Raw genomic sequence first — 18,311 nt, 5'->3', positions numbered from 1 at the left:
GGGGCTCTCCGAGAGTCGCGCCCGAGCAGGTGGACCCGCACCACCCCCGGGCGGGTGGCTTTCGGGCAGCGCCGGGCAGGTCGGGACCAAAGACCCTGACGGGCGGACGGTCGGCGGACGAGGCTGAGACCAGACACTCTCCGATCGCCTCGGGTTCGTGCCAGGGTCATCCCTCTGTGCCAATCTATGGGCTCCGTGTGATCGGGCACACATAAGGAGACAACACAGTCGTGAGCGACGCCGTCGAGACCCATCGAGTGCCACCAGCCGCACCGGACGGGTCGTCGTCGGCCTGGCTGATGCTCACCGTGGCGACCATCGGGTTCGCCCTCAACTTCTGGGCCTGGGCGCTGGTCAGCCCGCTCGGCCCGCTGTTCCGCGACAACGGCCGGCTGGGGGAGCTGAGCGAGTCCGACGTCTCGCTGATGGTCGCCGTGCCGGTGATCGTGGGCTCGCTCGGTCGGATCGTCGTCGGCGCGCTCACCGACCGGTACGGCGGGCGGGTGATGTTCCCCCTCGTCTCGGCGGCGACCGTGGTGCCGGTGCTCTTCCTGGCGTTCTTCGCCCTCGACTCCTACGCGCTGATCCTGCTGGGCGGCTTCTTCCTCGGCATCGGCGGCACGGCCTTCGCGGTCGGTGTCCCGTTCGTGAACGCGTGGTTCCCACCGGCCAAGCGCGGCCTCGCGGTCGGGATCTTCGGCGCCGGCATGGGCGGTACGGCGATCAGCGCCCTCACCACCGTGCGCCTCTTCGAGGACGTCGGTGAGACCGCGCCGTTCCTGATCACCGCTGCCGCGCTCACGATCTACGCGATCGTGGCCTGGCTGGTCCTGCGCGACGCACCGGGCCGGGTCGTGCCCACCACGTCCCTCGCGACCCGGCTCTCGGCCAACGCACGGTTGAGCATCACCTGGCAGGCCTGCATCCTCTACGCCGTCGCCTTCGGCGGGTACGTCGCGTTCTCGGTCTACCTCCCGGCGTACCTCAAGACGGCCCACGACCTGAGCGCCACCGATGCCGCCAACCGGATGGCCGGCTTCGTGGTGGTGGCCGTCCTGATGCGCCCGATCGGCGGCTGGCTGGCCGACCGCCTGGGTGCGATCCCGGTGCTCAGCGCGGGCTTCGCCGTCGTCGTCGTGGGGGCCGCCATCTCGGCGGGCACCCCGCCGCTGGACGGGATCGGCACCGTCGCGTTCCTCGCGATGGCGGCCGCCCTCGGGTCCGGGAGTGGCGCGACGTTCGCCCTGATCGCCCAGGTCAGCGAGCCGTCCCGGGTCGGTGGCATCACCGGCCTGGTGGGCGCGGCGGGCGGCCTCGGCGGCTTCGTCCCGCCGCTGATCATGGGCTACGTCTACGGCCGCACCGACTCCTACGCGATCGGCCTGTGGCTGCTGGTGGTCGCGGCCGCGCTCGCCCTGCTGCTGACCGTCACCGTCGTCCGCCGTACCGCCCAGCAGTCCACCGACGAGAGGACTCCCGCGTGACCACGCACTCCGACGACACCCGCCGACCCGGCCTGGACGGCCCCCTGTCCGAGGCGCTCGTGGGGAGCCGCAGGTTCTTCACCCGCGGGGAGGTCTCCGCGGACCGGCGCACGCTGAGCAAGAAGGGCGGCCGCGAGGCCGACGACTTCTACCGGGACCGCTGGAGCCACGACAAGGTGGTGCGCTCCACCCACGGCGTCAACTGCACGGGCTCGTGCTCGTGGAAGGTCTACGTCAAGGACGGGATCATCACCTGGGAGACCCAGCAGACCGACTACCCCTCCGTCGGGCCCGACTCCCCGGAGTACGAGCCCCGCGGCTGCCCGCGCGGCGCCGCGTTCTCCTGGTACACCTACTCGCCGACGCGGGTGCGCTACCCCTACGTCCGGGGCGTGCTGCTGCAGATGTTCCGCGAGGCGAAGTCGCAGCACGGCGGAGACCCGGTCAAGGCCTGGGAGCACATCGTCGAGAACCCGCAGCGAGCCAAGGCCTACAAGTCGGCCCGCGGCAAGGGCGGCCTCGTGCGGGCCACCTGGGACGAGGCGGCCGAGATCGTCGCCGCCGCGCACGTGCACACGATCAAGACGTACGGCCCGGACCGGGTGGCCGGGTTCTCGCCGATCCCGGCGATGTCGATGGTCTCCCACGCGTCGGGGGCACGGTTCGTCAACCTCATCGGCGGCTCGATGCTGAGCTTCTACGACTGGTACGCCGACCTGCCGGTCGCCTCGCCCCAGGTCTTCGGCGACCAGACCGACGTCCCGGAGTCGGGGGACTGGTGGAACGCCGGCTACCTGATCATGTGGGGCTCCAACCTGCCCGTGACCCGCACGCCCGACGCGCACTGGATGACCGAGGCGCGCTACCGCGGCCAGAAGGTCGTCGCGGTCGCACCCGACTACGCCGACAACGTGAAGTTCGCCGACGAGTGGCTGGCCGCCAAGCCCGGCACCGATGGTGCCCTGGCGATGGCGATGGGCCACGTGGTGCTCCAGGAGTTCTTCGTCGACAAGCAGACGCCGTACTTCACCGAGTACGTCAAGAGCTACACCGACCTGCCCCACCTCGTGCGCCTCGACGAGGGCCCCGACGGGACCCACACCGCGGGCAAGTTCCTGACGGCCTCCGACCTGCCCGGGCACGCGGGCGACGAGAACGCCGAGTTCAAGACCGTCCTGATCGACGCGCGCACCGGCGAGGCCGTGGTGCCCAACGGCTCGCTCGGCCACCGCTACGGCGAGGCCGGGGTCGGCAAGTGGAACCTCGACCTGGGCGACGTCGACCCGATGCTCACCCTGCTCGACGACGCCGCGGAGACGGTGACGGTGCGGATGCCGCGCTTCGACACCGCCGACGGCGCGGCGGCGGACCTGCCGCGCGGGGTGCCGGTGCGGCGCGTCGACGGTCACCTCGTCACCACGGTCTTCGACCTGCTCCTCGCCCAGTACGGCGTGGGGCGCAGTGCCGGCGGGCGCAGCCTCCCCGGCGAGTGGGCGAAGGGCTACGACGACGCGACCGCGCCGTACACCCCGGCGTGGCAGGAGGCGATCACCGGCGTGCCCGCCGCGACGGCCGCCCGGATCGGACGCGAGTTCGCGGCCAACGCCGAGGAGTCCCGCGGTCGCTCGATGATCGTGATGGGCGCCGGGACCAACCACTGGTTCCACTCCGACACCATCTACCGAGCGTTCCTGACCCTGACCAACCTCACCGGCTGCCAGGGCGTCAACGGCGGGGGCTGGGCGCACTACGTCGGCCAGGAGAAGGTCCGCCCGATCACCGGCTACACGCAGATCGCCAACGCGCTGGACTGGAACCGGCCGCCGCGCAACATGATCCAGACGGCGTTCTGGTACCTCCACACCAACCAGTTCCGCTACGACCAGTTCGGCGCCGACACCCTCTCGGCCACGACCGGCCAGGGCCAGCTCGCGGGCAAGTCCACGGCCGACGTGATCGCGCAGAGCGCGCGGATGGGCTGGATGCCGTCGTACCCGACCTTCGACCGCAACCCGCTCGACCTGAGTGACGACGCGGCGGCCGCCGGCCAGCCGGTGGGGGAGTACGTCGTCGACCAGCTCAAGTCCGGGGAGCTGGACTTCGCCGGGGAGGACCCCGACGCGCCGCAGAACTACCCGCGCATCCTGTCGATCTGGCGGGCCAACCTGCTCGGCTCGTCGGGCAAGGGCAACGAGTACTTCCTGAAGCACCTGCTCGGCACCGACTCCTCGGTGCGGGCCACCGAGACCCCGGAGGAGCACCGCCCCGTCGACGTGAAGTGGCGCGAGCAGGCCCCCGAGGGGAAGCTCGACCTGCTGATGACGATCGACTTCCGGCAGACCAGCACGACGATCTTCTCCGACGTCGTGCTCCCGGCGGCGACCTGGTACGAGAAGCACGACCTCAACACCACCGACATGCACCCGTTCGTGCACTCGTTCAACCCCGCGATCGCCCCGCCGTGGCAGACCCGCACCGACTGGGACGCCTGGCAGACGATCGCCAAGCGGTTCAGCGAGCTGGCCGAGACCCACCTCGGCGTCCGCAAGGACGTGGTCGCGGTGGCGCTGACCCACGACACCCCGGACGCCATGGCCAACCCGCACGGCGTGGTCCGCGACTGGAAGAAGGGCGAGTGCGAGCCGGTGCCGGGCGTCACCATGCCCAAGCTGGTCGAGGTGGAGCGCGACTACGGCGCGGTCTTCGAGAAGATGAACGCCCTCGGTCCGCTGATGGACAAGCTCGGCGCGACCACCAAGGGCGTGACCTTCGAGCTCGGCAAGCAGGTCGACTACCTGCGGCACAAGAACGGCGCCGTGCGAGGCGGCGTGGCCGACGGTCGGCCGTCGCTGAAGCGCGACGTCCACGTCTGCGAGGCGATCCTCGCGCTCTCCGGCACCACCAACGGTCACCTCGCGGTGCAGGGGTTCAAGACCCTCGAGAAGCGCACCGGCGTCGAGCTGGCCGACCTGGCCGCCGAGCACGAGGGGAAGCAGATCACCTTCGCGGACACCCAGGGGCCGCCGGTGCCGGTGATCACCTCGCCGGAGTGGTCGGGCTCCGAGACCGGCGGACGGCGCTACTCGCCGTTCACCATCAACGTCGAGCGCAAGAAGCCCTGGCACACGCTGACCGGGCGCATGCACTTCTACCTCGACCACGACTGGATGACCGAGCTCGGGGAGGGGCTGCCGATCTACCGGCCGCCGCTCAACATGGCCGCGCTCTTCGCCGAGCCGCAGCTCGGGACTCTGTCCGATGGGAAGGGGGGCTCCGACGGCGCCGGCGGGGCCGAGGTCGAGGGACTGACGGTGCGCTACCTGACGCCGCACAACAAGTGGTCGATCCACTCGGAGTACCAGGACAACCTGTTCATGCTGTCGCTCTCCCGTGGCGGGCAGAACATCTGGATGAGCGACCGGGACGCCGCGAAGGTCGGCATCGTGGACAACGACTGGATCGAGGCGGTCAACCGCAACGGCGTCGTCGTCGCCCGGGCCATCGTGTCGCACCGGATGCCCGAGGGCACGGTGTACATGTACCACGCGCAGGACCGGCTCATCGACGTACCGATCGCCGAGACGTCGGGCAAGCGCGGGGGCATCCACAACTCCCTGACCCGGCTGCTCGTCAAACCGTCCCATCTGATCGGCGGCTACGCCCAGCTGGCCTTCGCCTTCAACTACCTCGGCCCCACGGGCAACCAGCGCGACGAGGTCACGATCATCCGCAAGCGATCCCAGAACGTGACCTACTGAGATGGGGGAGTACTGACATGCGCGTGATGGCTCAGATGGCCATGGTCATGAACCTCGACAAGTGCATCGGGTGCCACACCTGCTCGGTGACCTGCAAGCAGGCATGGACCAACCGCACCGGCACCGAGTACATCTGGTTCAACAACGTGGAGACCCGGCCCGGTCTCGGCTACCCCCGGACCTACGAGGACCAGGAGAAGTGGAAGGGCGGCTGGGAGCTCAACAAGCGGGGCCGGCTCGCGCTCAAGGGCGGCGGCCGCTTCAAGAAGCTGGCCACGATCTTCTCCAACCCCAAGCTGCCCTCGATCGGCGAGTACTACGAGCCGTGGACCTACGACTACTCCACGCTCACCGACGCCCCGGCCCAGGAGCACACCCCGGTCGCCCGCCCGAAGTCGCTGATCTCGGGCAAGGACATGAAGATCGAGTGGTCGGCCAACTGGGACGACGACCTCGGCGGGTCCACCGCCACCGCGCACCTCGACCCGATGCTGAAGAAGATCGGCGACAAGGTGAAGTTCGAGTTCGAGCAGACCTTCATGTTCTACCTGCCGCGGATCTGCGAGCACTGCCTCAACCCGTCGTGCGCGGCGTCGTGCCCCAGCGGCGCGATCTACAAGCGCGAGGAGGACGGCATCGTCCTGGTCGACCAGGAGAAGTGCCGCGGCTGGCGGATGTGCGTGTCGGGCTGCCCGTACAAGAAGATCTACTTCAACCACAAGACCGGCAAGGCCGAGAAGTGCACGTTCTGCTTCCCGCGCATCGAGGTCGGCCTGCCGACCGTCTGCTCGGAGACCTGCGTGGGCCGGCTGCGCTACATCGGCCTGATGCTGTACGACGCCGACAAGGTGCTCGAGGCGGCGTCCACGACCGACGACCACGGTCTCTACGAGGCACAGCGTGAGGTCTTCCTGGACCCCTTCGACCCCGAGGTCATGCGGGAGGCCGAGAAGGCCGGCATCGCCCGCGACTGGATCGACGCCGCGCAGCGCTCGCCGATCTACGCGCTGATCAACACCTACAAGGTCGCGCTGCCGCTGCACCCGGAGTACCGCACCATGCCGATGGTCTGGTACATCCCGCCGCTCTCGCCCGTGGTGGACGTCGTGCAGGAGACGGGGGAGGACGCCGAGGACACGGGCAACCTCTTCGCCGCCATCGATGCCCTGCGGATCCCGATCGAGTACCTCGCCGAGCTGTTCACCGCCGGCGACGTCGCGCCGGTCGACGCGGTGCTCAAGAAGCTCGCCGCCATGCGCTGCTACATGCGCGACATCAACCTGGGCCGCGAGCCCGACGGCTCGATCCCGGCCGCGGTCGGGATGAGCGAGGAGGACATGTACGACATGTACCGCCTGCTCGCGATCGCCAAGTACGACGAGCGCTACGTCATCCCGCCGGCCCACGCCGAGCAGGCCCACGCGCTGGAGGAGCTGGCGACCGAGTGCGCGGTCTCCGACTACGGCGGCGGGCAGCAGGACCTGTTCGGCGAGGGCTCCGGGATGCCGACCCCCATCGCGGTCGAGAACTTCCAGATGCTCCAGGACCGGCAGACCTCCGACACCCTGGCCGCACCGGCCGACAAGAGTGGCCGGGTCAACCTGCTCAACTGGGACGGCAAGGGTGCGCCTCCGGGCCTCTTCCCGCCGAAGGAGCGCGACTCATGAGTCGCCGACCCAAGGCCGGCCTGGCGCCGCACCAGCTGACGATCGCCTGGCAGTCGGTGTCGCTGCTGCTCGACTATCCCGGGCCCGAGATGCTGGCGCGCCTCGACGTGATCCGGGCGGCCTCGCACCGCCTGCCGGTGGCCATCGGGGACTCCATCCGCGGCTTCGCGGACCACCTGGAGCGGGCGTCGCTGCCCGAGCTCCAGGCCGAGTACGTCGAGACCTTCGACAACCGTCGGCGCTGCAACCTGTTCCTGACCTACTTCGCCCACGGCGACACCCGCAAGCGCGGGATGGCCCTGCTGCGGTTCAAGCAGACCTACCTCGAGTCCGGCTTCGAGCTCGACCCTGAGCCTTCTAGAGGAGGGGAGCTGCCCGACCACCTGTGCGTGGTGCTCGAGTTCGCCGCGACCATCGACCAGGAGCGGGGCCGCGGCCTGATGCTCGACCACCGGGCCGGGCTCGAGCTGCTGCGCGTCTCGCTGGCGGACATGTCCTCCCCGTGGGCTGCGCTGCTCGACGCCGTCACCGCGACCCTGCCGCCGCTGCGCGGCGACGAGCGCGACGCCGTACGCCGGCTCGCCGCCGAGGGCCCGCCCGAGGAGGAGGTGGGGCTCGCGCCGTTCGCCGCCCCGCAGTTCAGTCCGGGAGCCACCGCTGAGAAGACCCTGCTGCCCATGCCGTCCTTCCCAGGAGCGCGCCGATGAACGTCTTCCTCTTCGTCGTGGTGCCCTACGTCTGCCTGACGACCTTCGTGGTCGGGCACGTGTGGCGCTATCGCTACGACAAGTTCGGCTGGACGACCCGCTCCAGCCAGCTCTACGAGAACCGGCTGCTGCGCATCGGCAGCCCGCTGTTCCACTTCGGGATGCTCGGGGTGGTCGGCGGCCACGTCATCGGCCTGCTGATTCCCCAGTCCTGGACCGACGCGATCGGCATCAGCCACGAGATGTACCACGTCGCGGCCGTGGGCGGCGGCCTGCTCGCGGGCGTGATGGCCGTGGTCGGGATGGTCATCCTGATCTACCGACGGCGCACCACCGGGCCGGTCTTCTCGGCGACCACGGTCATGGACAAGGTGATGTACGCCTTCCTGGCGGCCGCGATCGTCCTGGGCATGTGGAACACCGTCGCCGGCTCGATCCTGACGATCGGCGGGGAGTACAACTACCGCGAGGGCGTCTCGGTCTGGTACCGCTCGTTCCTGGCGTTCCAGCCCGACGCCTCGCTCATGGGCGAGGCCCCGATCGGCTTCCAGCTGCACGCCCTGGTCGCGTTCGGGCTCTTCGCGATCTGGCCATTCACCCGCCTGGTCCACGTCTTCAGCGCCCCGCTGGGCTACCTCACCCGGCCCTACATCGTCTACCGCAGCCGCGACGACCAGAGCCTGGGCAGCCACCGCCCGCGCCGGGGCTGGGACCGGGTGGGCTGAGATGTGCGGACACTGCGGGTGCCACGGCGTGGACGCCATCGCCGAGCTGAACGCCGAGCACGCGGCGCTCGTCGACGAGGGCACCCGGCTGCGCGCGGCCCTCTCGGCCGGCGACCGCGACACCGCCCGCGACCTGCTCGCCCGGCTGGTCGAGCACCTGGGCGGGCACGTCCACCGCGAGGAGCAGGGGATCTTCACGGCGCTGCGCCAGCACGGTGAGTTCGCCGACGAGGTCGACGCGCTCGAGGGCGAGCACCAGGACCTGGACGTGGCCGTCGCCGCGCTCGATCCCGACGCCGACGGCTTCGACGCCGCGGTGCGCCTGCTGCTCGCCGATCTCGAGCAGCACATCGAGCGCGAGGACCTCGGCATCTTCCCCGTCTCCGTCGTCACCCTCGGTGCCGACGGCTGGGACGTCGTCGACCGCGCCCACGCGGCCATCCCGACCTTCCTCCCCGGAATCGCGACCCCGAGCCCCACCTCACCCTGAGCAGGAGAACCACCATGCAGAGCGACGACCAGCCCCAGTCCCTTCTCCGGATCTCACAGGAGCTGCTGGAGACCGCCCGAGCGGCCAGCAGCGGACGCGCCGCCCGCACGCTCTACGGCGGTCAGGAGCACGACCTGCGCCAGACCCTGATCGCCCTCGCCGAAGGCCGCTCCCTCGGGGAGCACGAGTCGCCGGGCGAGGCCACCCTGCAGGTCCTCGAGGGTTCGGTGCGGCTGAGCGCCGACGCGGAGAGCTGGACGGCCGACCTGGGCGACCACCTGGTGATCCCGCCCAGCCGCCACGACCTGCACGCGGCGACGGATGCCGTCGTCCTGCTCACCGTGGCGACCCGGGCGCCGCGTACCGACTGACATCCCCCACCGCCGACCCGTCACATTCTCGGCGCTTTTCGCGGCGTGTCGGAGCAGGCTTGACGGCTCGGATCCGGTGAGTCGAGCGGCCGGGTCGGACAGGCCTCAGCCGAGGGCGGTGACCTCGTCGGCCCACCGGCCCAGCAGCTGGGGCGTGACCCGCTGCCGCAGCTTCGCGAGCTCCTCGCTGACCGCCGCGAGCACCTCGACCATGCCGATCGGCGCGCCGCGGGCGGCGGCGAGGTGGGCGGCGGTCAGTGCGGCGTTGCGGATCGACCCGCCCGAGAGCGCGAAGCCGGTGGCGACGTGGTCGAGGTCGAGGTCGCCGATCGGTGCGCCGGCCAGGCTGCGGGTCCAGATCCGGGCGCGGTCGTCCGGCCCCGGCACCGGGAAGGAGATGGTCGCGTGGATCCGGCGCAGGAACGCGTCGTCGATGTTGCCCTGGAAGTTCGAGGTGAGGACGACGAAGCCGTCGTACGTCTCCAGTCGCTGCAGGAGGTAGGAGACCTCCATGTTGGCGTAGCGGTCCCGGGAGTCGGAGACCTCGGAGCGGCTCCCGAACAGCGAGTCGGCCTCGTCGAAGAGCAGCAGGTAGTCGCCGGAGTGGGCCGCGGAGAAGATCTCTTCGAGGTTCTTCTCGGTCTCGCCGATGTACTTGCTCACCAGCGCCGAGAGGTCGACGCGGAACAGGTCGACGCCGAGCTCGTGCGCGATCACCTCGGCGCTGGTCGTCTTGCCGGTGCCGGAGGATCCGGAGAAGAGCGCGACGATGCCGGGGGAGGGGAAGAGCGGCAGGCCCCACTCGGTGTGCACGAGGTCGCGGTTGCGGTAGCGGTCGACCAGGGCGCGCAGTCGACGCTCCTGGGCCGGCGGCAGCACCAGGTCGTCCCAGGTCGCGCGCGCCTCGACCCGGCGAGCGTGCCGCAGCAGGGCGCCGGAGGCGAGTCGGCGCAGCGCCTGGTGCGGGTCCGGTACGTCGAGCACCCGCATGGCGTGGACCTGCTCGGCGCTCGGGCGCCGGGCGGTCGGCGGTGCGTCGCCGTACGCCTGCTCCCACTCGGTGTCGGTCACCGGCGCCGCGGCGGCGTGCACCTCGGCCCAGCCCTGGTGGGTGAGCGACTCGAGATCGAGCGGGTCGCTCGAGCAGAGGGCGATCGGCAGATGCCCGGCCCGCTCCAGCCAGCGGCGGCCCGTCGTGCCGAGCCGCTGGGGGCTCTCCGGGTCGGGTGGGGGGACGTCCAGCACCAGGCCGACCCCGGCCGCGGTCGCCTGGGAGACGACGGCGACCCAGCCCCGCTCGGTGGTGGGCAGTGCGGTGACGAGGAAGCCGAGGCCCGCGGTCGCCGCGGCCGCCGCCTGGTTCCGGCGCACGCGGTCGGCGCCGACGACCAGCACCCGCATCGAACCGTCGGGATCGTCGGTCACGACCGCGTCGGCGCCGGGGGGCAGGTCAGGGTCGAGGGAGAGGTCGCCGAGCAGCGCCCAGGCGGTACGACGCGTCAGCTGGACCCGTGCGCCGCCGAGCGGTCCGGTCGGCTCGAGCGCGATCAGCGCCGCCGAGCGGAGCTGACCGTCGTCGGCCAGCGCGGCGGCGCCGGCGTCACCGAGCATGCGCCGCACGGCGCTGAGCGTCAGCGGCTGCCGGAGCAGCGCGGCAGCCTCGTCGTCCAGCTCGGCGCTCGCCACGACGGCGAGGACGGCGAGGGAGGTCTCGGTGAGGCCGGCGTACCGGGCGATCCGGACGAACGGGGAGCTGCCGTCCAGCTCGGCGACCAGCGCGACGCGGGCCTGCTCGATCGCCTCCTCGAACGCGGAGCCCACCGCTTCCGGTGACACCGGTGCGGACCCGGCGCGGCCGGTCAGCGAGCCGATCTCCGCCGGCGAGAGGATGCCGCCTCCCGGCGTGCGGTCGACGGCGGCGACGAGGGCGGACCGCTCGACGACCAGGCGCCCGTAGCGTTCCCAGCCCTCCATCTCAGCGCTTGCCGCCCCTGCCTCGTCCGGGGACGGTGCGCTTGCCCACGACGAGGGTGACCGCCTGGGCCATCAGCGCGGCTGCCGCCTGGTCCACCTGCTTGCCCACCATCGAGGTCGACTGCAGGGCCGCGGTCATCGACGACTTGCCCGGACCGTTGAGGTAGTTGACGAACATCTGGACGGCGGCGCGCACCTCGTCCGGGGACATCTCGTGGTCCTGGAAACCGGCGACCAGGGCCAACTCGACGGCGTGGTTCCAGCTGCTGGCGAGGTTGTCGGTCAGCACCTTGCGGAGCGCCTCGTCCTTGCAGTCGGCGAGCTTGGCGGTCAGCGTCTCGGTGGCGATCTTGTTCGCGGTCCCGACGTTCGAGAACTGGAGGTTCTGGAGCTGGGTGCGCAGCTTCGGACGACCGGTGATCTCGGTGCCGCTGACCTTCTCGCGGCGGGCGGTGCTGCCGTCCCACTTGTCGACGAGCTGCCCGGCCTGCTCGGCCTGCCGGATCGCGTCCTGCACCTTGGTGAACCGGGTCACAGTGGCGGCGATCTCCGCGGGACTCAGCAGTCCGGTCAGGGCGGTCTTGATCTGCTCGGGCGAGATCTGCAGCAGCCGCTCGGCGAAGGGCCGGTCGATGGACTCGGGCATTCCTCGATAGTTCTGGGCCCCGAGCTGCTCTCCGTCCTCGTAGGTCGTCCCGGTGAAACTCTCGCCGAACGCCATGTCCAGATCGATCCCGGTCACGCCGGTGACGGTGCCCGTCTGCTGGTCGGTCTCGATGAAGTAGTTGCCGGAGTGCCGGTCGAGCTGGCCGGCGATGACGTCGAGGATCTGCAGCTTGTTGAGGGACCGCTGGAGCACCTCGTCCTCCAGGTTCACCGCTCCCGGCCCCATCGCCTTGGTGTGCTCGGTGCCGAACCCGTAGCTGCGCTTCGCACCGGCCGTGCCTTTCGCCTTCTCCAGCACGGTGCCCATGGTGGACTTGCCCTGGGGATCGGTGTGGACCGCGAACTCGGCCCGGGCCGTCACGTCGGCACCGAGCAGCCGGTCGAGCCGGTAGAGGGCGACCGAGCGGGCGCCGTAGTTGGGGTCGGCCCGCTGGATGCCACTCTCGACCTCGTGCTGCTGGGCCAGGCCGTGATAGCCGTGGTCCTCCTTGAAGAAGCCGGAGAACGCGACGTCGTCGCCCCCGCCGTGGGCGCCCTCCAGGCTGTAGCTGAGCTCCTGGACGGTGTTGACCCCGCCGCGGTCCTGCTCGCCCGAGGAGGTCAGCTTGCCGTCGGAGAGACCCAGGCTGGCCGTCCAGGCGGCCGAGTCGGAGGAGGTGAGCAGGCCGATCTCGTTGCCGACCCGGGGGGCCAGCATGCCGACGGCCTGGCGCCGGCCGGCCTTCGTGCGGTTGTCGGTGTCGTAGGCGTTTGAGCTCTTCTGCTTGGCGTCCTGCTTGTCCGCGTCGTTGCTCGTGCGCCACTCCTTGATGTGCGCCTGGACCTTGGTGAGGATCTTCAACAGGCCCTGCTTGGCCTGCATGAGCGTGGCCGGGCCGGGATTCTTGCCCGAGTTGAGCAGCACCTCCTCGGACTTCTCGTACGCCTTGACCCCGGCCACGATCTTGTCCCAGTTGGTCAGCTTCCCGACCAGCTTGCGCACTCCACCGCTGGTGCCGCCGCCGCCCTGCGACTCCAGCGCCTGGGCCGTGCCGCGCAGCTTGCGTCGTACGCCCGAGTCCTGGCGGGTGTGCGCGATCTCGTGCGCGAGCACCCGCTTGCCCTCGGCAGTGCCGGGGGAGAACTCGCCCTTGTCGAAGAAGATGTCGCGGCCGGTCGTGAAGGCCCGGGCCGACATCTGCCGGCTCAGGCCGGCGGCTCGGTCGTCGGTGTGGATGCGGACGTCGGAGAGGCTGTGGCCGAAGCCCGCCTCCATCTCGCGGCGTACGCCGACCGGGAGCGCAGCGCCACGGCCGCGGGCGCCCTCGATGGCTGCGGAGGAGCTCGCGTCGAGGTCGCCGCCCGCGGCGCCGATCGCCCCGGCATGGCCGGGGGCACGCCGGACCTCGCCGAGCACCGGGCCGTGCTCGTGACCCTCGTGCTCGTGCGTCTCGGACTCGGCGTCGTCCTGGTGACCGGCCAGCCGGGTGAGCACCTGGGCGGCGACCTGGTCGGCCTCTCGCTCCTCGCGGTCGTCGGCGGCCCCGACCTGCAGGGGACGGCGTACCGGCTGCTCCTGCTCGGCCTCGTGCTCGGGGCTCTCCCGCTCCAGCGCGGTGTCCTCGACGAGACGGCGGAGGGGATCCCCGAGGAGCGGGCGGGCGAACTGGGTCCTGGGCATGGCGAACCCTCCTTCTCCCGAGACACACGGCACGGTAGCGAAGTCGTCGCGCTCCCGGGTGCGACTTCCGCGGACTTTTACCCGGGCCGGTGGAGGCGGCGTCGCGAGCGGGCCGTGGCACCATGCCAGACATGCATCTCGGGCGTCACCTGTTCCTCGTCCTGCTCGCCCTGGCCGTCGCCGGCGGGGTCCTGGCCGGGCCGGCCTCGGCGGCGACCCCGACCACGCTGACCGTCTCCGCGGCCGCCCACCCGGCCGACGCGGACGCCGCCGTCCAGCTCGACCTCCGCACGTCCACCGGCGTCCCGGTGCCGGGTGCGGTGCTGAGCGTCGAGCGGCGGGTGCAGGGGGTGTGGCAGCCGGTCGGGTCACTCGTCACCGACGCCGCCGGCCACGCCCAGCTGTCGGCGAGGGTCGGCCGGCTGGCCCCCGACAACCTCTTCCGGGCGTCGTACGCCGGCGACGCGACGTACGACCCAGCCACCGGGAGCGGTGCGATCCCGATCACCCGCCGCCCGTCCCGGCTGCTGCTGGATGCCGCCAAGCGGGTCGTCGACGGCCGGGCCACGACGGTGCGGGTCCGCTGGCGCACCACCGCCGGGCAGCCGGTGGCCGGCGGCCGGATCACGCTGTTGCGCAAGGCGCCGGGCGAGCGGCGCTGGCGGCGGGTGACGACCCTGACGGCCGATGCCCGGGGCCGCGCCACGCTCCGGGCCCGGCCGCGCGCCGACACCGTCTGGATCGCGAAGGGCGCGACCAACGACTGGGTCCGCGGCGACACCAGCGCCCGGCGTCGCATCGACAACCGGCCGCCGGGCCGTCCGGTCTCCCTGCCGAAGGGCGCCCCTCGCCCCCGGGTCGGCCTGCCGCGCCAGCAACGGGCCGTCGGAAGGGGCGCCAACGCGACGATCACGCCCATCCCGGACCAGGTCTGGGGGACCATGACCGGCCGCTCCTGGCACGCCGGCTGCCCGGTCGGGCGCAGCGGGCTGCGCCTGGTGCGCGTCAACTACTGGGGGTACGACGGCTACCGGTACCGCGGCGAGCTGGTCGCGGCGGCCGACGCCGCCGACAACATGGCGGGTGCGCTGGCCGAGTTCTACCGCCGCCAGCTCCCGATCCGGGCGATGTACCGCGTCGACCGCTTCGGCTGGTCCGGCCGGCTCGGCGGGGCCGACGACTACCGGTCCATGGCGGCCGACAACAGCTCCGCCTTCAACTGCCGTTCGGTGGTCGGCCGGCCCGGGGTGCGCTCGCCCCACTCCTACGGCCGCTCGCTGGACATCAACCCCTGGGAGAACCCGTACCACTCCCGGCAGGGGGTCGTTCCCAACGGCTGGTGGCTCCGCCACTCGCACCCGCTGGTCGCCTGGCGGTCGCGGTCCCACGAGGTGGTGCAGGTGATGGCCCGGCACGGCCTGCGCTGGACCTACGGCACCCGCGACGCCCATCACTTCGACGTGGTCGGATCCGCGGGCCGGGCCCTGCGCACCGACCTCAGCCCGCGCCGGCTGCATCCGCAGTGCGCGGGTTTCGTCTGCGACTAAGCGGGGATCTTAGCCAGGTGGGGAGCGACCCCACTGCTCTCGGAAGGTCCCCATGTCACGCACGTCCAGTCGGCTCTCGGCCGTCCTCCTCGCCGTCGCCACCGTCCTCGTCGTCGCCGCCGGCCTGCTGGTCGCCTCGCCCGCGAGCGCGGCCGGCACCGGCTCCCTCGCGGGTGAGGTGCAGGCCAAGCCCGCCGGCGGGGCGGTGGCGCCACTCGCCGACGCCAACGTCCAGTTCTACCGCTCCGACACGCCGGACGGGGCCTCGGAGGCGGCCGGATCCACGACCACCGGCGCGGACGGGACCTGGAGCGTCTCGAACCTCGAGGACGGCTACTACGTCGTGTGGGTCATCGCGCCCGACGACTCGCTGGCCGACGAGTACTGGGACGACGCGGTCAGCGTCTCGGAGGCCACGCCCGTCCACGTCACGGGAGGCGCGGTCACCCTGCCGCGCCCGATCGTGCTGGAGACCCCCGGCTGGGTGACCGGCCGCGTCCTCGACGAGGCCGGCCAGCCGGTTGTCGGGGCCTCGGTGTCGTTCCGTGAGTCGGAGATGGCCGGTGGCGCCGGTGTGACGACCGATGCCGACGGCCGCTACGACAGCCGGGTCGGCGACTTCCCCAGGGATCTCATTCCGGGCGACTACATCGTGAACGTCACGGCCTACAGCAACGACCTCGACGACCCCGTCTACTACGACCACGAGGTCAAGGTGCCGGTCACGGCCGGAGCGGGCACGACCCACGACGTCATCCTCGCGGAGCGACCCTCGGCCGTCATCACCGTGCTCGACGCGGCGGGTCAGCCGCTGGCCGAGGCGCCCATCGGGATCCAGTTCCGGATGCCCGACTTCATGAACGGGTGGTGGGGCCCGATCCAGTCCGGCCCGCACGAGACCGACCTCACCGGTCGCTACCGCATCACCGACCGGTTCGACGAGGTCAAGGTCTTCGGCGGGCTGCCCGATGGGCACACCGGCCCCGAGGTCGGGGAGTGGTACGACGGCGCGTACGCCGCCTCCGAGGCTCGCGCGATCACCTTCCCTGCGGGCGTCGAGAAGCGCCGCGAGCTGACCATCCGGCTGGGTGCGGCCCCGACCGCCGTCCAGGCGGCCACTCCGACCATCACCGGCGTCGCTCGCGTCGGCCGCCGACTGACGGCCACGCCCGGCTCCTGGGGGCCCACCGGCGTCGAGCTGTCCTACCAGTGGCTCGACCGCGGCTTCGAGATCCCGGGCGCGACCGGCTCGACGCTCACCATCCCCGCGTCCGTCGAGGACGGGCGCCTCGCGGTGCGGGTCACGGGCAAGGTCCCCGGCCAGCCCGCGGTCGACCGCACCAGCGCCGAGACCACCGTCGTCCTGCCCTCGGACGGTTCCACGGACCCCGACCCGGACCCGGAGCCCGAGCCCGACCCGGAGGTCGCCGCCGCCACCCCGCGGATCTCCGGCACTCCTCGGGCCGGCCGGGTCCTGACCGCGGTCCCGGGCGCCTGGGGACCGGCTGGCGTGGCGCTGGCCTACACCTGGACCGCCGACGGTGTCCCGGCCGGCACCGGCCCCACCCTGCGCGTCACCAACGCTCTCGCGGGCCGGGCGATCACGCTCACCGTGCGGGGAGACCTCGGCGGCGCGAGCACGGTGCGCTCCTCGACCCCGACCGCCGCGGTCCGCGGCGTCCTGTCCACCGCTCGACCGAGGATCGTCGGGAAGGCCAAGGTCGGACGGGCCCTACGGGCCCGAGCCGGGTCGTGGGGCCCGGGACGGGTCACGCTGCGGCTGACCTGGTTCCGCAACGGGACCAAGGTGCGGACGGGCACGGCGTACCGCCTCACCCGCAGGGACGTCGGCAAGCGGATCAGCGTCCGGGTGACGGGCAGCCGACAGCACTTCGACACGGTGACCGTGCGCAGCGCCAAGACCGCCCGGGTGACCCGCCGCTAGCCTGCCGTCATGACCTGCGTCTTCTGCTCGATCGTGGCCGGCGAGACCGACGCCGACCTGGTCTGGGAGGACGCCGACCTGGTCGCCTTCCTCGACCAACGGCCGGTCTTCAAGGGCCACGTCCTGCTCGTCCCGCGCGAGCACGTCGTCACCCTGCCCGACCTGCCAGCCGGCCTGCGCGACGGCTTCCTGGCCGCCGCGCAGCGGCTCTCGACCGCGGTCGTCGCCGGGCTCGGCGCGCAGGGCAGCTTCGTCGCGATGAACAACGTCGTCAGCCAGTCCGTGCCGCACCTGCACCTGCACGTCGTCCCGCGCACCAAGGGCGACGGGCTGCGCGGCTTCTTCTGGCCCCGGACCACGTACGCCGACCTCGCCGAGCGGGGGGAGTACGCCGCCCGGCTCCGCACGGCCCTCCTCTAGAGTGACGGAGGCTGCCGGCCAGTCACCATCTCAGGAGGAGCTCACCATGGGTCGATTCGACGGACGCGTCGCCGTCATCACCGGAGCCGCGCGCGGCATCGGGTTCGGGACCGCCACCCGGTTCTCCGAGGAGGGCGCGGCGGTCGCGATCATCGACCTCGACGAGACCGCGGCGGCGGAGGCCGCGGCGTCGCTCCCCGGCAAGGCCGTGGGCATCGGGGCCGACGTCAGCAACGCGGAGTCCGTCGACGCCGCCGTGGCTCGGGTGGTCGAGGAGCTCGGCGGCATCCACATCCTCGTCAACAACGCCGGCATCACCCGCGACAACCTGCTGTTCAAGATGACCGAGGTCGACTGGGACCTGGTCATCGGGGTCCACCTCAAGGGTGCGTTCCTGATGACGAAGGCCGCGCAGAAGCACTTCGTCGAGCAGCGCTACGGCAAGGTCCTCAACCTCTCCAGCATCTCGGCGCTGGGCAACCGCGGCCAGGCCAACTACTCCGCGGCCAAGATGGGCATCCAGGGCTTCACCCGCACCCTCGGCATCGAGCTCGGCCCGTTCGGCATCAACGCCAACGCGATCGCGCCCGGGTTCATCGCCACCGAGATGACCGACGCCACCGCGGCCCGGCTGAAGATGGACGTCGAGGAGTTCCGCAAGCTCAACGCGGACGCCAACCCGGTCAAGCGGGTCGGCTTCCCCGAGGACATCGCGGCCGCGGCCGCGTTCCTGTGCAGCGACGAGGCGTCGTACATCACCGGCCAGACCCTGTACGTCGACGGCGGGTCCTCGCTCGGCTGAGCAGGACGCGTCAGCGGACTCCTGGACGGGGGGCCGGGCGCGCCTCCCCCCACGCGGACCGGTCGCGCCGCACACTCGAAGTCGACCACCCCACT

Annotated in this window: 13 protein-coding genes; 11 read left to right on the top strand and 2 right to left on the bottom strand. The window is 71.6% G+C overall.

Features of this window, described 5'->3' with window-relative positions; translation table 11 throughout:
• Positions 1 to 230: 230 nt before the first annotated feature.
• The 7 genes from MUB56_RS24645 to MUB56_RS24615 are packed head-to-tail and all read left to right on the top strand — an operon-like array spanning position 231 to position 9,202.
• The gene (locus tag MUB56_RS24645) at positions 231 to 1,484 is read left to right on the top strand and encodes an MFS transporter (protein ID WP_244929649.1); all 1,254 of its coding nucleotides are present in this window, start codon (positions 231 to 233) and stop codon (positions 1,482 to 1,484) included.
• Complete coding sequence (locus tag MUB56_RS24640; RefSeq protein ID WP_244929648.1) at positions 1,481 to 5,242, top strand: nitrate reductase subunit alpha; 3,762 nt, start codon at positions 1,481 to 1,483, stop codon at positions 5,240 to 5,242. Before MUB56_RS24645 ends, MUB56_RS24640 begins: the two co-directional genes overlap by 4 nt.
• Before the next feature lie 17 nt (positions 5,243 to 5,259).
• The gene (gene narH, locus MUB56_RS24635) at positions 5,260 to 6,909 is read left to right on the top strand and encodes a nitrate reductase subunit beta (protein ID WP_244929647.1); all 1,650 of its coding nucleotides are present in this window, start codon (positions 5,260 to 5,262) and stop codon (positions 6,907 to 6,909) included.
• The gene (gene narJ / locus MUB56_RS24630; RefSeq protein ID WP_244929646.1) at positions 6,906 to 7,616 is read left to right on the top strand and encodes a nitrate reductase molybdenum cofactor assembly chaperone; all 711 of its coding nucleotides are present in this window, start codon (positions 6,906 to 6,908) and stop codon (positions 7,614 to 7,616) included. Before narH ends, narJ begins: the two co-directional genes overlap by 4 nt.
• Entirely contained in the window at positions 7,613 to 8,341 is a 729-nt protein-coding gene (gene narI, locus MUB56_RS24625; protein ID WP_244929645.1) for a respiratory nitrate reductase subunit gamma, read from the top strand. Before narJ ends, narI begins: the two co-directional genes overlap by 4 nt.
• A 28-nt stretch (positions 8,342 to 8,369) precedes the next feature.
• Entirely contained in the window at positions 8,370 to 8,831 is a 462-nt protein-coding gene (locus MUB56_RS24620; RefSeq protein ID WP_244929644.1) for a hemerythrin domain-containing protein, read from the top strand.
• Positions 8,832 to 8,845: 14 nt separating this feature from the next.
• On the top strand, positions 8,846 to 9,202 hold the full coding sequence (locus MUB56_RS24615; protein WP_244929643.1) for a cupin domain-containing protein: 357 nt from the start codon (positions 8,846 to 8,848) through the stop codon (positions 9,200 to 9,202).
• 105 nt (positions 9,203 to 9,307) lie between these two features.
• Here the strand turns inward: MUB56_RS24615 and MUB56_RS24610 are convergent, their stop codons facing one another.
• Positions 9,308 to 11,176, bottom strand: coding sequence for an ATP-binding protein (locus MUB56_RS24610; RefSeq protein ID WP_244929642.1), 1,869 nt, complete (start codon positions 11,174 to 11,176; stop codon positions 9,308 to 9,310).
• 1 nt (position 11,177) lies between these two features.
• On the bottom strand, positions 11,178 to 13,502 hold the full coding sequence (locus MUB56_RS24605; RefSeq protein WP_244929641.1) for a DUF4157 domain-containing protein: 2,325 nt from the start codon (positions 13,500 to 13,502) through the stop codon (positions 11,178 to 11,180).
• 131 nt (positions 13,503 to 13,633) lie between these two features.
• On the opposite strand from MUB56_RS24605, the gene MUB56_RS24600 reads away from it, so the two are divergent.
• The 4 genes from MUB56_RS24600 to MUB56_RS24585 are packed head-to-tail and all read left to right on the top strand — an operon-like array spanning position 13,634 to position 18,216.
• Positions 13,634 to 15,049 carry a M15 family metallopeptidase gene (locus tag MUB56_RS24600; RefSeq protein WP_244929640.1) on the top strand — a complete coding sequence of 472 codons (1,416 nt, stop codon included), beginning with the start codon at positions 13,634 to 13,636 and terminating at the stop codon, positions 15,047 to 15,049.
• Positions 15,050 to 15,101: 52 nt separating this feature from the next.
• A complete protein-coding gene (locus MUB56_RS24595; RefSeq protein ID WP_244929639.1) occupies positions 15,102 to 16,994 on the top strand; it encodes a hypothetical protein in 1,893 nt (630 codons plus the stop codon).
• A 9-nt stretch (positions 16,995 to 17,003) separates the two neighbouring features.
• A complete protein-coding gene (locus MUB56_RS24590; RefSeq protein ID WP_244929638.1) occupies positions 17,004 to 17,414 on the top strand; it encodes an HIT family protein in 411 nt (136 codons plus the stop codon).
• Between the two features lie 46 nt (positions 17,415 to 17,460).
• Entirely contained in the window at positions 17,461 to 18,216 is a 756-nt protein-coding gene (locus MUB56_RS24585) for a glucose 1-dehydrogenase (RefSeq protein WP_244929637.1), read from the top strand.
• Positions 18,217 to 18,311 lie beyond the last annotated feature (95 nt).

The sequence above is a fragment of the Nocardioides sp. W7 genome, from assembly GCF_022919075.1.
Taxonomy (GTDB): domain Bacteria; phylum Actinomycetota; class Actinomycetes; order Propionibacteriales; family Nocardioidaceae; genus Nocardioides.
The sequence above is the reverse complement of the archived record's forward strand: the minus strand, read 5'-3'. Positions and strand labels throughout refer to the sequence as shown.

What these genes read in the sequence shown, in the direction of transcription:
- narH (WP_244929647.1), top strand. Translation starts at nt 5,260, where the DNA reads ATGCGCGTGATGGCTCAGATGGCCATGGTCATGAACCTCGACAAGTGC.
- MUB56_RS24600 (WP_244929640.1), top strand. Translation starts at nt 13,634, where the DNA reads ATGCATCTCGGGCGTCACCTGTTCCTCGTCCTGCTCGCCCTGGCCGTC.
- MUB56_RS24595 (WP_244929639.1), top strand. Translation starts at nt 15,102, where the DNA reads ATGTCACGCACGTCCAGTCGGCTCTCGGCCGTCCTCCTCGCCGTCGCC.
- MUB56_RS24590 (WP_244929638.1), top strand. Translation starts at nt 17,004, where the DNA reads ATGACCTGCGTCTTCTGCTCGATCGTGGCCGGCGAGACCGACGCCGAC.
- MUB56_RS24605 (WP_244929641.1), bottom strand. Translation starts at nt 13,502, where the DNA reads ATGCCCAGGACCCAGTTCGCCCGCCCGCTCCTCGGGGATCCCCTCCGC.
- MUB56_RS24610 (WP_244929642.1), bottom strand. Translation starts at nt 11,176, where the DNA reads ATGGAGGGCTGGGAACGCTACGGGCGCCTGGTCGTCGAGCGGTCCGCC.
- MUB56_RS24615 (WP_244929643.1), top strand. Translation starts at nt 8,846, where the DNA reads ATGCAGAGCGACGACCAGCCCCAGTCCCTTCTCCGGATCTCACAGGAG.
- narI (WP_244929645.1), top strand. Translation starts at nt 7,613, where the DNA reads ATGAACGTCTTCCTCTTCGTCGTGGTGCCCTACGTCTGCCTGACGACC.
- narJ (WP_244929646.1), top strand. Translation starts at nt 6,906, where the DNA reads ATGAGTCGCCGACCCAAGGCCGGCCTGGCGCCGCACCAGCTGACGATC.
- MUB56_RS24585 (WP_244929637.1), top strand. Translation starts at nt 17,461, where the DNA reads ATGGGTCGATTCGACGGACGCGTCGCCGTCATCACCGGAGCCGCGCGC.